Here is a 14412-nt window from a genome sequence, read left to right on the forward strand (position 1 = left end):
GGCCGTCGCGTCAGCCGCAGCGGCGCAGCGCCTTGCCCGCCATGGCCTCGCGCAGGCCGTCCACCGCCACGCGCTGGGCGTCGGTGATGGCCGGCAGGCGCAGCGCGAACGACACGCTCTCGGCCCGTTCCTGCGCCACCTTGGCGGTTCGCACGCCATCGCGCTCGGTCTGCTGCAGCGCCTGCCGCGCGGCGGCTTCGGTGGAGTAGGTGCCCAGCGCCAGCCCCGGGGCCAAGCCGGTCGCGGTGAGCTCGCGGAACGGCACGCCCAGGCCGCGCAATTCGGCTTTCTTGCGCTCCACCTGCTCGGTGTTGTCGTAGCGCCCCATGTAGACGATCCAGCGGCCGCTGCTGCGGGTCTCCGTGAGTTGCCAGCTGTTCGCGCCCAGACCCAGCAGCGCGAGCTCGGCGCGCAGCAGTTCGGCCTGGGCTTCGGTCAAGCCGCTGGCTTGCCAGCAGGCGCGTGGACCCTCACCCGCCGGGGCGGCGGCCAAGGGCGGTGGCGGGGTGGGAGCGGCCGGTGGCGGCGGGGCAGCTTCGACCGCGGGGGCTGGTGTGGCCGCTGACGGGGCTTCGGGGGCCGCCTCGGGCGGCGGCACGGCGGCGGTGTCGACCGGTGTGCCCTTGGGGCCGTTGAGCAGGCGCAAGGCCTCGGGCCTGAGCTGCTGCGCCAGGCGCTGGGGTTCGCGCTGCTCGACCGGGGCCATGCCCACGCCGCCCAGGTAGCCCTGGGTCCAGGCGAAGTAGCCCGCGTTGGCCAGCACCAGCACGATGACCGCCCACCTCAACACGGGCGCACACTCACTTCCGAACTGGTGACGGTCAGCATGCCCTGGTCGGTCAGCACCTGCAGGGCGCCGTCGGGACTCACCCCGCAGGCGGTGCCGCGGGTGCCATCCGAGAGTTGAACCGCCAGGCCCTGCAAGGCGTCCAGGCCCGCAAAACGCTGTGCAAAGGCACTGAAGCCTTGCGAGGCAAACGCGAGCACGTCCTGCACCAGTGGTGGCGCCACGCGTTCGAGCACCTCCCCTGCCGTGATGCCCATGAGGACCTCGGCCAGCCCGGCGGGTGCCATGGCGGCCACGGTCGAGCCTTCGGGCACGAGCGCGGCCACGGCCGCGCTGTCGGGGCGGGCGATGTTGATGCCCACGCCGATCACCACCATGCGCTGGCCCGGGGCCGCGTCACCGGTGCTTGCGGTCTCCACCAGGATGCCGCCCAGCTTTCGCTGGTGCAGCCAGAGGTCATTCGGCCATTTCAGACGCACATCAGGGTGCAGGCTCTGGGCCAGGCTCACACCCACGGCGAGCGACAGGCCCGACCAGTTCGAGGGCGCCAGCGGCAAGGCGATGGAAAACGTAAGCGACTGGCCCGGCCTGCTGTGCCAGCCCTTGCCCAGCCGGCCGCGCCCGGCGGTCTGTTGCTCGGCGGTCAGCAGGACCGGCTCCATGAGCCCGTTGCGCGCGCGCCGCATGAGTTCGCTGCTGGTGGAATCGATGCTGGGCAGCACCTCCACCGTGAAGCCCGGCAGATGGGGCACCACCGCTTCCCAGACCGCTTCCGCGTGCGACAACAGGTCAGACATGGGTCATGGGGCGCTGGGGCACGTGACCGGTGCACTGCGCAGCCGGTTGGGACCGCGCGCAGGTATTGCCCCCCGCGAGGAGGCGCCGAAGGCGCTTCGGGGGGGTGTCATGTTCAGCCGAGCTTGGAGGCGCGTCCCGCGCGCTTGGGGGCCAGCAGGGTGCCTCGGCACTTCTTGGCGCCGCACCAGCAGGGGTACTCCGCCTTGAGCTTGGGCGTGTAGGGCTCGTCGATCACGAGGCCATAGTCATAGAACAGCTCTTCGCCGGCCTGGATGGGCCGCAGCGAGCGGATGAACACCCTGCCGTCTTCCACGTCGGCTTCGCAGTTGGGCTGGCAGCTGTGATTGATCCAGCGCGCCGAATTGCCGCCCACCTTGGCGTCGATCACGTGGTCTTCATCGATGTGGAAATAGAAGGTGTGGTTCGGGTCGCTGGGATCGTGCGGGTGGCGGCGCAGTGCCTCGTCCCAGGTGATGATCTCGCCCACGTATTCGATGAGCGTCTCGCCCTCGGCCAGATCGACCACGGCATACACGCCCTTTCCATGCACGCCGGAGCGCCGGGTCTGGATGCGGCGGCTGGGGGCGGGTGCGGCGGCCTTGGTCTTCGTGGAAGAGGGGCGCGGCTGCGTCTGGCGGGGGCTTTTCGTCACGGCCGAAATATTTGGTAAGGTTGTTTCATGCAGGTGCGCGCGGGTGTGCGCGTGCCCATGTGCGCGTGTACACGCGCGTGGAAAGCCGATTGTAGAGATGAAAACCCTGGTCATTGCCGAGAAGCCATCCGTGGCCCAAGACATCGTGCGAGCGCTTACCCCGGTGGCGGGCAAGTTCGACAAGCACGATGATCACTTTGAAAATGACAAGTACGTGGTGACCTCCGCCGTGGGCCACCTGGTGGAGATCGCCGCGCCGGAGGAGTTCGACGTGAAGCGCGGCAAGTGGAGCTTCGCGCACCTGCCGGTGCTGCCGCCGTATTTCGAGCTCAAGCCGATCGACAAGACCAAGTCGCGTCTGTCGGCGGTGGTCAAGCTGGTCAAGCGCAAGGACGTGACGCGCCTGATCAACGCCTGTGACGCGGGCCGCGAGGGTGAACTGATCTTCCGCCTGATCGAGCAGTACGCCGGCGGCCTCAAGAACGGCAGCTACCAGCCGCTGGGCAAGCCGGTGCAGCGCCTGTGGCTGCAGTCGATGACGCCTGCGGCCATCCGCGACGGTTTCGAGCAATTGCGCAGCAACGAGCAGATGCTGGGCCTGGCCGATGCCGCGCGCAGCCGTTCCGAGGCCGACTGGATGGTCGGTATCAACGGCACGCGCGCCATGACCGCCTTCAACTCGCGCGACGGGGGCTTCTTTCTCACCACCGTCGGCCGGGTGCAGACGCCCACGCTGTCCATCGTGGTCGAGCGCGAGGAAAAGATCCGCGCCCACAGAAGCCGTGACTACTGGGAAATCCACGCCAGCTTCCTGGCCGAGGCCGGCGAGTACCCGGGCAAGTGGTTTGACCCCAACTTCAAGAAACCCACCGGCGACGATGCCGACGCCGAGTTGCGAGCCGACCGCGTCTGGAGCCAGCGCGAGGCGCTGGCCATCGCCGAGGCGGTGCGCGGCAAGGCCGCCAGCGTCAAGGAAGAGAGCAAGCCCACCACCCAGGCCTGCGGCCTGCTGTACGACCTGACCAGCCTGCAGCGCGAGGCCAACGGCCGCTTCGGCTTCTCGGCCAAGACGACGCTGCAGCTGGCGCAGAGCCTGTACGAGCGCCACAAGGCCCTGACCTACCCCCGGACCGACTCGCGCGCCCTGCCCGAGGACTACCTTCCGACCGTCAGGCAGACCTTCGAGATGCTGGCTGGCAGCGGCATGAAGCACCTCGCGCCGCACGCGAAGACGGCGCTGGACAACAGCTACATCCGCCCGAGCAAGCGCATCTTCGACAACAGCAAGGTCAGCGATCACTTTGCCATCATCCCCACGCTGCAGGCGCCCAGCGGCCTGAGCGAAGCCGAACAGAAGCTCTACGACCTGGTGGTGCGCCGCTTTCTGGCGGTGTTTTTCCCCAGTGCGGAGTTCATGGTGACCACCCGCATCAGCTCGGTGCTCAACCACCATTTCAAGACCGAAGGCAAGGTGCTCGTGAAGCCGGGCTGGATGGCTGTCTATGGCAAGGAAGCCGCCGAGGACGTGGCCGATGCCAAGGAGGGCGACAAGGGCCAGAACCTGGTGCCTGTGCGCGAGGGCGAGACCGTGCGCACCGAGAGCGTCGAGCCCAAGGGGCTCAAGACCAAGCCGCCGGCGCGTTACTCGGAAGCCACGCTGCTGGGCGCCATGGAGGGTGCGGGCAAGCTGGTGGACGACGATGAACTTCGCGAGGCCATGCAGGAAAAAGGCCTTGGCACGCCAGCCACGCGCGCGGCCATCATCGAAGGCCTGCTCACCGAGAAGTACATGTTTCGCGAAGGCCGCGAAATCATTCCCACCGCCAAGGCCTTCCAGCTCATGACGCTGCTGCGCGGCCTGGGTGTGGAGGAGCTCTCCAAGCCTGAGCTCACCGGCGAGTGGGAGTACAAGCTCGCGCAGATGGAGCACGGCCAGCTCAGCCGTGCCGCATTCATGGGCGAGATTGCCGCCATGACCGAGCGCATGGTGAAGAAGGCCAAGGAATACGACCGCGACACCATCCCAGGCAACTACGCCACGCTGTCCACGCCGTGCCCGAACTGCGGTGGCGTGGTCAAAGAGAACTACCGCCGCTACACCTGCACAGGCGCCGACGGCAACAGCGAGGGCTGCGGTTTCTCGTTCGGCAAGTCGCCGGCCGGTCGCACCTTTGAACCCGAAGAGGCCGAGCAGCTCCTGCGCGACAAGAAGATCGGCCCGCTCGAAGGCTTTCGCTCCAAGGCGGGCTGGCCCTTCGTGGCCGAGATCGTGATCAAGTTCAACGAAGAAGACAAGAACTGGAAGCTGGAGTTCGACTTCGGCGACGACAAGAAGGGCGAGGAAAGCGGCGAGCTGGTGGACTTCACTGGCAGCGAGTCGCTCGGCGCCTGCCCCAAGTGCGGCAGCCCGGTGCATGAGCACGGCAGCAACTATGTCTGCGAGAAATCGGTGCCGACCCTGGCGCAGCCCACGCCCACGTGCGATTTCAAGAGCGGCAAGATCATCCTGCAGCAGCCGGTGGCGCGCGAGCAGATGAGCAAGTTGCTGGAGACCGGCAAGACCGATCTGCTCGACAAGTTCGTCTCCATGCGCACGCGCCGCGCGTTCAAGGCCTTCCTGGCCTGGGACAAGGAGGCCGGCAAGGTGAACTTCGAGTTCGAGCCGCGCGCGAGCAAGTTCCCGCCGCGCAAGACGGCCACGGGTGCTCCCGCCAAGGCCGCCCCTGCGAAGAAGGCGGCTCCTGCCAAGAAGGCACCCGCGGCCAAGAAAGCCGCGGCGGCCAAGACCCCCAAGGCGCCGCGCAAGACCACCGCCGCCAGCGGCAAGCAGCCCAGTGCCGCGCTGGCGGCGGTGATCGGCGAAGGCCCGGTGTCGCGCCCCGAGGTGGTGAAGAAGCTGTGGGACTACATCAAGGCCAATGGCCTTCAGGACGCGGGCGACAAGCGCCGCGTCAACGCCGACGCCAAGCTCGCCGCCGTGTTTGGCAAGCCGCAGGTCACCATGTTCGAGATCGCCGGCATCGTCGGCCAGCACCTGAGCTGATTGTTTCAAGGAGGAATTCCCGCATGAGCCTGACTCTCTATTTCGCCCCCGGCGCATGTTCCTTTGTGCCCCACAGCATGCTGGAGCTCTCCGGTGTGGCGTTCGAGCCGCACAGCGTCAAGCTGCACAAGAACGAGCAGCGCAGCCCCGAGTACCTGGCGATCAACCCGCGTGGCCAGGTGCCGGTGCTGGTGGACGATGGGCAGGTGATCACACAGATCGTGGCGATCCTGCTGCACCTCGACGCCAAGTTGCCCGAGGCAGGCATCCTGCCGGCATCGGGCCTGGCGCGCACGCGCGCGCTGCAGACCCTGGTCTGGATGAACAACACCGTGCACCCCACTTTCACGCACGTGTTCATGCCGGACAAGTTCACCGACGACGAGGCCGCCAAGCAGGCGATCCGCGCCCACGCTACCAAGACCTACCAGGGCCTGCTGGACGAAATCGAATCGATGGCCCGGCAAGCCTCGCCCTGGATGATGGGCGAGCGCCCCGGTGCGCTGGATGCCTATGCCTTGACGCTGCTGCGTTGGGGCGGGTTTGCGGGCATCGACCCCACCACCCGGCCGGCGACCTGGGATCTGGCCCAGCGCTTCGCCGCGTTGCCGGCGGTGGCGCGCGCGGTCGAGCGTGAAAAGCTGGTGCTCAACATCTACAAGCCCAAGGCCTGATCCGTTCAGGGCGCCAGTCGAGGCGTCTTGGGCGTGAAGCGCACCGAGGCCAGCAGGCCCGGCGGGTTGCGCTCGGGGTGCGCGCTCTCGATCAGCACCGTCGCGCCGTGCTGTTGCGCGATCTCCTGCACGATGGTCAGGCCCAGGCCCGAGCCATCCACGTTGGTGCCCAGCGCGCGGTAGAACGGCTGCAGCACGAACTCGCGCTCGCTCTCGGGGATGCCCGGGCCGTTGTCTTCCACCTGCAGAATCTGCACGCCGCTGAAGGGGTCGATCAGGACGCGCGCCGTCACCACGCCGCCGCGTCCGCTGTAGTTGATCGCGTTGTCCACCAGGTTGCGCACCATCTCCTGCAACAGGATGGGGTTGCCGTCCATCAGGCAGTCTTGCGGCACCTCCTCCGGGCCTTCGCAGCCCAGGTCGATGCCGTGCTCCAGCGCGCGCGGCACCGAATCCTGCACCACGTCGCGCACCAGGCGGGCCAGGTCCACGCGCGCGCTGGGCAAGGTGCGGCCGGTGGTCTCGGCCCGTGCCAGCGCCAGCAATTGGTTGACCGTGTGCGTGGCGCGCGAACTGGAGCGCGCAATCTGCTTGAGCGAGCTGCGGATTTCTTCCGGATTGCTCTCGCGCTGGGCCAGCTCGGCCTGCATGCGCAGGCCGGCCAATGGCGTCTTGAGCTGGTGCGCGGCGTCGGCCAGGAAGCGCCGCTGCGTGGTGAGCGAGGCTTTCAGGCGCGTGAGCAGATCGTTGATGGACGAAACCAGTGGCGCGACCTCCTGCGGGATGGCCGACTCCTCGATCGGGCTGAGGTCATCGGGTTTGCGCGCGCGGATGCGCTGCTCCAGTTCGTTGAGCGGGCGGATGCCGCGCACCAGCGCCAGCCACACCAGCAGCACGGCCAACGGCAGGATGACGAACTGCGGCACCATCACGCCCTTGATGATTTCCGCCGCCAGCGTGGAGCGCTTGCCGCGTGTCTCCGCCACCTGCATCAGCACCAGGTTCTGGGCGTCGTTGCGCTCGAGCCAGGTGTAAGCCACCCGCACCTCGTCGCCGCGCACCACATCGTCGCGCAGCAGCACGCGGCCCGCCTCGGGGGTTTCGTCCTCGCGCGGGCGCGGAAAGTCCAGCTCGCCGCTGACGAGCTTGCCGCGCGGGTCGATCACCTGGTAGTAGACGAGGTCGCTGTCGTCGGCGCGCAGCAGGTCGCGCGCCTGCGCATTGAGGTTGAAGCTGATCTGCCCGTTCTGGTTGGCCACGAACTGCGTGAGCGCCTGCAGGTTGAACTCCAGCGCTCGGTCGAACGGCTTGCTCGCGATGCCCTGGGCCACGAACCAGGTCAGGGCCAGCGAGAGCGGCCACAGCAACAACAGCGGCGTGAGCATCCAGTCCAGGATCTCGCCGAACAGGCTGCGCTGTTCGCGCTGGAACAGGCCGAACGACTTCGGGATGGGGCGGCCCGCCACCGGCGGTGGCGAGGCCTCGATCAACGCCTGGGTTTCAGCCGGCGATTTTTTCAAGGCAGTAGCCCAGGCCGCGCACGGTGGCGATGCGGATCGGGCCCTTCTCGATCTTCTTGCGCAGGCGGTGGATGTAGACCTCGATGGCGTTGTTGCTCACCTCTTCGCCCCACTCGCACAGGCGTTCGACCAGCTGGTCCTTGCTCACCAGGCGCCCGGCGCGCTGCAGCAGCACCTCCAGCAGGCCGAGTTCGCGCGCCGAGAGTTCGACCATCTTGCCGTCGATGGTGGCCACGCGGCCAGCCTGGTCGTACTCCAGGGGGCCGTGTCGGATGGTGTTGGTGGAGCCGCCCATGCCGCGCCGCGTGAGTGCGCGCACGCGGGCTTCGAGCTCCTGCAGCGAGAACGGCTTGGCCATGTAGTCGTCGGCGCCATAGTCCAGGCCCTTGACGCGTTCCTCCACGCTGTCGGCCGCGGTAAGGATGAGCACTGGCAGCGTGGAGCCGCGCGAGCGCAGGCGCTTGAGCACTTCGAGGCCGTGCAGGCGGGGCAGGCCCAGATCGAGGATCAGCAGGTCGAACTCGTTGTTGGTCAGCAAAGCGGCGTCGGCCTCGGTGCCGCTGGTGACGTGGTCCACCGCCGCGCCGGCGGCGCGCAGGCTGCGCAGCAGGCCGTCCGCGAGCACGTGGTCGTCTTCGGCAATCAGGATGCGCATGGGAGGTCTCCTGGGTGGCTGCCGGGGGCAGCGCGTCGTCGGGGAATGCCCGGCTCGGGCCAGCCATTTTAGGCCGCGCGGGCCCCCGCGGCACGGGGTTCAGCGCGGCGGCACGGCCGCGCGCGCGCCCGGAGATTCCGAGCCGTAGGCTTCCAGGCCGAGCGCCACCACGGTGGCCACCGCGTCGCCCACCTGGGCGCGGAACTCCGCCTCGGCCTGCGCCACGGCCTGGCGGAACGCCTCCAGCCAGAGCAGGCCGGTGTCCGTGAACACGATGCGCCGGGCCCGCGCGTCGCGCGGGTCTGCTTCGCGGCGCACCAGACCCCAGGCCTCGCACTGCGTCACCAGGTCGCCCATGGCCTGTTTGCTCATGCCGGCCTGATGAGCCAGCTCGGTCAGGCGCGAGCCGTGCAGGCCGAGGTGGCGCGTGATGTGGATGTGCGCAGCCCCCACCTGCGCCCGCGCGGCCAGGTGCGACAGCGCCAGCGGTACGTTGGCGTCGTGCGCCATCAGGCTGAGCACGCGCTCGTCAAAACGCCTCAGGGCCAGGCCCATGAGGCGGCCCAGGTGGCCGCCGCGCCAGCGGTCGTCAGGCAAAACGGGCGTGGTGTCGGTCATCCGCCAATGGTAAGGCAAACTGATCAAATATCGCCTTGTTTGAATTCGACCAGCCTGTAAACTCCTGCTCAAGCATCCAGCCTGTACGCATTAACAGGCTTTGCGAACCTCTACCACCCGCTCAGGAGCCCCTCATGGACGCAGCCGTCAAGAACAACCCCCTCAACAGCGAAAAAGCCAAGGCCTTGCAGGCCGCGCTGGCCCAGATCGAAAAGCAGTTCGGCAAGGGCACCATCATGCGGCTGGGTGAGGGCGAGGTGATCGAGGACATCCAGGTCGTTTCCACTGGCTCGCTGGGCCTGGACATCGCCCTGGGCGTCGGCGGCCTGCCGCGCGGCCGGGTGGTGGAAATCTACGGCCCGGAGTCCTCGGGCAAGACCACGCTGACCCTGCAGGTGATTTCCGAAATGCAGAAGCTCGGTGGCCAGTGCGCCTTCGTCGATGCCGAGCACGCGCTGGACATCCAGTACGCGCAGAAGCTCGGCGTGAACCTGCAGGACTTGCTGATCTCGCAGCCCGACACCGGGGAGCAGGCGCTCGAGATCGTCGACAGCCTGGTGCGCTCCGGCGCGGTCGACCTGATCGTGGTCGACTCGGTGGCCGCGCTCACGCCCAAGGCCGAACTCGAAGGCGAGATGGGTGATTCGCTGCCCGGTTTGCAGGCCCGCCTGATGAGCCAGGCGCTGCGCAAGCTCACCGCGCACATCAAGAAGACCAACTGCATGGTCATCTTCATCAACCAGATCCGCATGAAGATCGGTGTGATGTTCGGCAGCCCCGAAACCACCACCGGTGGCAACGCGCTGAAGTTCTACGCCTCGGTGCGCCTGGATATCCGCCGCACCGGCACGATCAAGAAGGGTGAGGACTCGATCGGCAACGAGACCAAGGTCAAGGTGGTCAAGAACAAGGTCTCGCCACCCTTCAAGACGGCCGAGTTCGACATCCTGTTTGGCGAAGGCATCAGCCGCGAGGGCGAGATCCTCGACCTGGGGGTGGTGCACCGCGTGATCGAGAAATCGGGCGCCTGGTACGCCTACAACGGCGAGAAGATCGGCCAGGGCCGCGACAACGCGCGCGAATTCCTGCGCGAGAACCTGGAGCTTCGCGTGGAGATCGAAAACAAGGTGCGCACCGAGCTGGGCGTGCCGCTGCTGCCGGTGGACGAAGCGCCCGCGCCTGCCAAGGGTGGCAAGGCCGAAAAGGCCGAAAAAACCGAGAAGGCGGCCAAGGCCAAGGACGTTGACGCCACGCCGGCGGCCTGATCCCCGCCTTTGCCTGCGCGCATGGCCTTCGATCAGATTTCCCTCAAGGGCCGTGCGCTGCGCCTGCTCGCCGGGCGAGAGCATTCGCGTGCCGAGTTGCAGCGCAAGCTGAGCGCGCACGAGACCGAGCCCGGCGAGTTGGCCCAGGCGCTGGACGAGCTGGAGGCCAAGGGCTTCATCAACGAGCAGCGCGTGCTGGAGTCGGTGCTGCACCGGCGCTCGGCCCGCCTGGGTGCGTCTCGCGTGCGCCAGGAGTTGCAGGCCAAGGGGCTGGACCCCCAGGCGGTGGCCGAGGCGGTGGCCGGCCTGCAGGGATCGGAAGAGGCTCGCGCACGCGAGGTCTGGCGCAAACGCTTCGCGGCCCCCCCGGCCGATGCCGCCGAACGCGCCAAACAGATGCGCTTCCTGCTCACGCGCGGCTTTGGCGCCGAGGTGGTGCGGCGCGTGGTGCGCGGTGTCCCCCTCGACGACAGCGAGGGTTGAGCGCGGGTCAGATCGCCCGGGGGGTGCGCAGCATGCGCCAGGCCAGCAGGCCGCTGGCCACCATGATGCCGGTGCCCAGCACCGCGGCGGCCTGCAGTCCGTCGACGAAGGCGGTGCGCGCGGCCAGGCCCAGGGCCTCGGCCAGTGGCGCCGGCAGGCTTTCGGCGACCCGCAAGGCACCCCCCAGGGTCGACGCCTCCGCCACCGCCTCCTGCGGCAGGCCGGCTGGCAACTGACCCGCCATGCCGGCGCGGTACAGGCCCGTGGCCAGGCTGCCGAAGACCGCGATACCCAGGGCACCGGACAACTCTGCGCTGGTTTCCGACAGGGCGGACGCCGCGCCCGCCCGCTCGGGCGGCGCCGAGCTGATGACGATGTCATTGCCCAGCGTGAACACCGGCGCCATGCCAATGCCCATCAGCGTCATGCCCACCACCAGCGCCGCCAGGCCATGCGTGCCATCGACCAGCGCCACCCCCGAGAAGCCGATGGCCGCCACCGCCAGCCCCGTCACCATGGTCCGGGGTGCCGAACAACGCTGCGCGATGGCGGGTGTCAGCATCGAGCCGACCACGAAGGACAGCGCCCACGGCACGGTGCACAGGCCCGCGACCAGGGGCGAGAGACCCAGCACCAGTTGCAGGTGCTGCGAGATGAAGATGTAGACGCCGAACATCGCGAACGAGGTGAGGGCATACGTGCAGATGGCGGCGGCGAAGCGGGGCTGGCCAAACAGGCGCAGGTCCAGCAGCGGGTAGGCGATGCGGCGCTGGCGCCGCACGAAGGCCACGCCTGCCGCGAGGCCGAACGCCGCGGCCACCCAGGTCGGCGCGTTCACGTGGCCTTCGGCCGCCTGCTTGAGCGCGAACACCCCGCCGAGCACGGCGGTGAGCGAGAGCGCCACGCTGCCCAGGTCAAGCCGGCCCGCGTCGGGATCGCGGTACTCGGGCAGCAGGAAGGGGCCGACCGCCAGCAGCAGCAACATCACAGGCACGGCGGCCCAGAAGATGGCAGGCCAGGCGAAGTACTGCAGGATCACGCCGCCCACCAGGGGGCCGATCGCGCCACCCACCGAGTAGCTCGAGATCCAGATGCCGATGGCGATGCGCCGCTCGCGTTCGTCGCGGAACATGTTGGAGATGAGCGAGAGCGTGGATGGCGCCAGCGTGGCGCCCGCGATGCCCAGCAGCGCGCGCGTGGCGATGAGGGCCTGGGCGGTGGTGGACAGGGCCGCCGCCACCGAGGCCGCCGCGAATGCCGCCGCCCCGATCATCAGCAGACGGCGGCGCCCGATCTTGTCGCCCAGCGTGCCCATCGTGATCAGCAGGCCGGCGACCATGAAACCGTAGATGTCGATGATCCAGAGCAGTTGCGCCGCCGAAGGGCGCAGATCGGCGCTGATCGCGGGCAGCGCGAGGTTCAGCACCGTGAGGTCCATGGCATAGACCAGGCAAGGCAGGGCGATCACGCCCAGCGCGACCCATTCGCGCTGTGTGGCCCGGGGTGGGGCCGTTTCGATGGCTGGCGATGTGGCAGGCATGGGGAGTCCTCAAGGTTCGGCGGTGGACGGCGCCGGGGCCCGGCGCCATCCACCGGCACGACGAACCACAGCGGCGGGTTTCGACAACCCGCCGCTCGGCCTCAAAGGCCGAGCATTAGCTTGAGGTTCTGCACCGCGGCGCCGCTGGCGCCCTTGCCCAGGTTGTCCAGGCGGGCCACCACCACCGCCTGCCGCGCCTCGGCGTTGCCAAACACGCGGATTTCGAGCTGGTTGGTGTCGTTCAGCGCCAGCGCGTCGAGCTTGCCGTCTTCGGTGGGCGGCAGCACGCTCACCCATTCCCCGCCCGCGAAGTGCTTCGCGTAGGCCGCGTGCAGGTCGTCCAGCGTGGGCTGTCCGGGCAGGGTGTCGAGGTGCAGGGGAAGCTGCACCAGCATGCCTTGCGCGAAATTGCCGACGGAGGGCACGAAGACGGGCCGCCGCGTGAGGCCGGTGTAGGCCAGGATCTCCGGGATGTGCTTGTGCTTGAGGCCCAGCGCGTACAACTCGTAGGCAGGGGCTTCGCCCTTTTCGTAGGCCTCGATCATGGTGCGGCCGCCGCCCGAATACCCGCTGACAGCGGGCAGGCAGACCGGGTGATCGGCAGGCAGCAGGCCGGCGTCGACCAGGGGACGCAACAGGGCGATGGCGCCGGTGGCATAGCAGCCCGGGTTGGCCACGCGGCGGGCGTTGGCCACCGCGTCGCGCTGGCCAGGAGCGAGTTCGGGAAAGCCGAACACCCACCCGGGCGCGGTGCGATGGGCGGTGGAGGCGTCGATCACCTTGGGCTGATGGCCTGGCAGCGCGTCGATCATGGCGACCGATTCGCGCGCCGCGTCGTCGTGCAGACAAAGGATGACCAGGTCGGCCTGCGCCATGCGTTCGCGCTTGGCAACCGGGTCCTTGCGGTGTTCCGGCGCGATGCTGATGAGCTCGATCTGCGGCATGCCGAGGAGGCGCTCGCGAATCTGCAAACCGGTGGTGCCTGCTTCGCCGTCGATGAAAACCTTGGCCATGGCCGCTCTGCCTTGTCAGTTGGGATTCCGGGGATTACCAAACCCGCGCGTCGAATGCGCGCTTTTGGTGCGTTGCACCATGATACAGTCCCGGGTTGCTGTTTTCAGTGCCCACCAAGCGGCCGCCCCGGTTAGGCCGTCACTCTTTTACCTGTTCCTGAGAGAGACCTCATGAAGATCCATGAATACCAAGGCAAGGAAATCTTGCGCCAGTTTGGTGTGCCCGTGCCCCGCGGCATTGCGGCATTTACGGTGCAAGAGGCGGTGGAAGCCGCTCAAAAGCTCGGCGGCCCGATCTGGGTGGTCAAGGCCCAGATCCACGCCGGTGGCCGTGGCAAGGGGGGTGGCGTGAAGGTGGCGAAGTCGGTCGACGACGTCAAGCGCCTGGCGGGCGAGATCCTGGGCATGCAGCTCAAGACCCACCAGACCGGCCCCGAAGGCCAGAAGGTTCGCCGCCTCTACATTGAAGACGGCGCCGACATCAAGAACGAACTGTACGTGTCGCTGGTGACCGACCGCGCGACCCAGAAGGTGGCCCTGATCGCATCGAGCGAAGGCGGCATGGACATCGAGGAAGTGGCCCATGCCACGCCCGAGAAGATCATCACCGAGATGATCGATCCCCTGACCGGCATCACCGCCGAGCAGAGCAAGAAGGTTGCCGCGGCCATTGGCCTGACCGGTGCCTCCGTCGACCAGGCCGTGGACATCTTCTCCAAGATCTACAAGTGCTACATGGACACGGATGCGTCGCTGGTGGAAATCAACCCGCTGAACTGCGACTCCAAGGGCAACCTGATGGCGCTGGACGCCAAGTTCAACTTCGACGCCAACGCGCTGTTCCGCCACCCTGAAATCGTGGCTTACCGCGACCTGGACGAAGAAGATCCGGCCGAAGTGGAAGCGTCCAAGTTCGACCTGGCCTACATCAGCCTGGACGGCAACATCGGCTGCCTGGTCAACGGTGCCGGTCTGGCCATGGCCACCATGGACACGATCAAGCTGTTCGGCGGCGAGCCGGCCAACTTCCTGGACGTGGGCGGTGGCGCCACGGCCGAGAAGGTGACGGAAGCCTTCAAGATCATGCTCAAGAATCCCAACGTCAAGGGCATCCTGGTCAACATCTTCGGCGGCATCATGAAGTGCGACACCATCGCCACCGGCGTGATCACCGCCTGCAAGGCCGTGAACCTGTCTGTGCCGCTGGTTGTTCGGATGAAGGGGACCAACGAAGAGCTGGGCAAGAAGCTGCTGGCCGAATCCGGCCTGCCCATCATCGCCGCAGACACCATGGCCGAAGCCGCGACCAAGATCGTCGCTGCCGTTAAGTAATGACCTTGGGGACAGTTCTTTAGCGCTGCCCC

At 67.7% G+C, this 14412-nt stretch carries 13 protein-coding genes; 5 read left to right on the forward strand and 8 right to left on the reverse strand.

The genetic code is table 11. The features are described from left to right. Positions 1-10: 10 nt before the first annotated feature. The 3 genes from KIT86_RS04770 to KIT86_RS04780 form a co-directional block, all read right to left on the reverse strand. Complete coding sequence (locus KIT86_RS04770; protein WP_297395496.1) at positions 11-790, reverse strand: SPOR domain-containing protein; 780 nt, start codon at positions 788-790, stop codon at positions 11-13. After that, entirely contained in the window at positions 784-1584 is an 801-nt protein-coding gene (locus tag KIT86_RS04775; protein WP_297395498.1) for a biotin--[acetyl-CoA-carboxylase] ligase, read from the reverse strand. The genes KIT86_RS04770 and KIT86_RS04775 overlap by 7 nt, the downstream gene beginning before the upstream one ends. A gap of 113 nt (positions 1585-1697) precedes the next feature. Continuing rightward, on the reverse strand, positions 1698-2156 hold the full coding sequence (locus KIT86_RS04780; protein WP_297395574.1) for an SET domain-containing protein-lysine N-methyltransferase: 459 nt from the start codon (positions 2154-2156) through the stop codon (positions 1698-1700). A gap of 178 nt (positions 2157-2334) precedes the next feature. Here KIT86_RS04780 and KIT86_RS04785 point away from each other — a divergent pair, with 178 nt between their 5' ends. Both KIT86_RS04785 and KIT86_RS04790 read left to right on the forward strand, forming a co-directional pair. Then, positions 2335-5280, forward strand: a complete 2946-nt coding sequence (locus tag KIT86_RS04785; RefSeq protein WP_297395500.1) for a DNA topoisomerase III — start codon at positions 2335-2337, stop codon at positions 5278-5280. A 23-nt stretch (positions 5281-5303) separates the two neighbouring features. Then, positions 5304-5954 carry a glutathione S-transferase N-terminal domain-containing protein gene (locus KIT86_RS04790; protein WP_297395502.1) on the forward strand — a complete coding sequence of 217 codons (651 nt, stop codon included), beginning with the start codon at positions 5304-5306 and terminating at the stop codon, positions 5952-5954. A 5-nt stretch (positions 5955-5959) separates the two neighbouring features. Here the strand turns inward: KIT86_RS04790 and KIT86_RS04795 are convergent, their stop codons facing one another. From KIT86_RS04795 to KIT86_RS04805, 3 genes are all read right to left on the reverse strand, one after another. Beyond that, a complete protein-coding gene (locus KIT86_RS04795) occupies positions 5960-7339 on the reverse strand; it encodes a sensor histidine kinase (protein ID WP_297395576.1) in 1380 nt (459 codons plus the stop codon). 115 nt (positions 7340-7454) lie between these two features. Further along, the gene (locus KIT86_RS04800) at positions 7455-8129 is read right to left on the reverse strand and encodes a response regulator transcription factor (protein WP_291111520.1); all 675 of its coding nucleotides are present in this window, start codon (positions 8127-8129) and stop codon (positions 7455-7457) included. A gap of 99 nt (positions 8130-8228) precedes the next feature. Next, positions 8229-8747 carry a MarR family transcriptional regulator gene (locus KIT86_RS04805; RefSeq protein ID WP_297395506.1) on the reverse strand — a complete coding sequence of 173 codons (519 nt, stop codon included), beginning with the start codon at positions 8745-8747 and terminating at the stop codon, positions 8229-8231. A 134-nt stretch (positions 8748-8881) separates the two neighbouring features. On the opposite strand from KIT86_RS04805, the gene recA reads away from it, so the two are divergent. Together recA and recX are read left to right on the forward strand one after the other, a co-directional pair. Then, positions 8882-10012, forward strand: coding sequence for a recombinase RecA (gene recA, locus KIT86_RS04810; protein WP_297395507.1), 1131 nt, complete (start codon positions 8882-8884; stop codon positions 10010-10012). A 21-nt stretch (positions 10013-10033) separates the two neighbouring features. Beyond that, a complete protein-coding gene (recX, locus tag KIT86_RS04815; protein WP_297395509.1) occupies positions 10034-10495 on the forward strand; it encodes a recombination regulator RecX in 462 nt (153 codons plus the stop codon). Positions 10496-10502: 7 nt separating this feature from the next. Here the strand turns inward: recX and KIT86_RS04820 are convergent, their stop codons facing one another. Together KIT86_RS04820 and argC are read right to left on the reverse strand one after the other, a co-directional pair. Beyond that, positions 10503-12035, reverse strand: a complete 1533-nt coding sequence (locus tag KIT86_RS04820) for an MFS transporter (RefSeq protein ID WP_297395511.1) — start codon at positions 12033-12035, stop codon at positions 10503-10505. 101 nt (positions 12036-12136) lie between these two features. After that, positions 12137-13048 carry an N-acetyl-gamma-glutamyl-phosphate reductase gene (gene argC, locus KIT86_RS04825; protein WP_297395513.1) on the reverse strand — a complete coding sequence of 304 codons (912 nt, stop codon included), beginning with the start codon at positions 13046-13048 and terminating at the stop codon, positions 12137-12139. A 171-nt stretch (positions 13049-13219) separates the two neighbouring features. Here argC and sucC point away from each other — a divergent pair, with 171 nt between their 5' ends. Beyond that, on the forward strand, positions 13220-14380 hold the full coding sequence (gene sucC / locus KIT86_RS04830) for an ADP-forming succinate--CoA ligase subunit beta (RefSeq protein ID WP_291111539.1): 1161 nt from the start codon (positions 13220-13222) through the stop codon (positions 14378-14380). Positions 14381-14412 lie beyond the last annotated feature (32 nt).

Source organism: Hydrogenophaga sp. (assembly GCF_026125825.1).
GTDB lineage: Bacteria > Pseudomonadota > Gammaproteobacteria > Burkholderiales > Burkholderiaceae_C > Hydrogenophaga.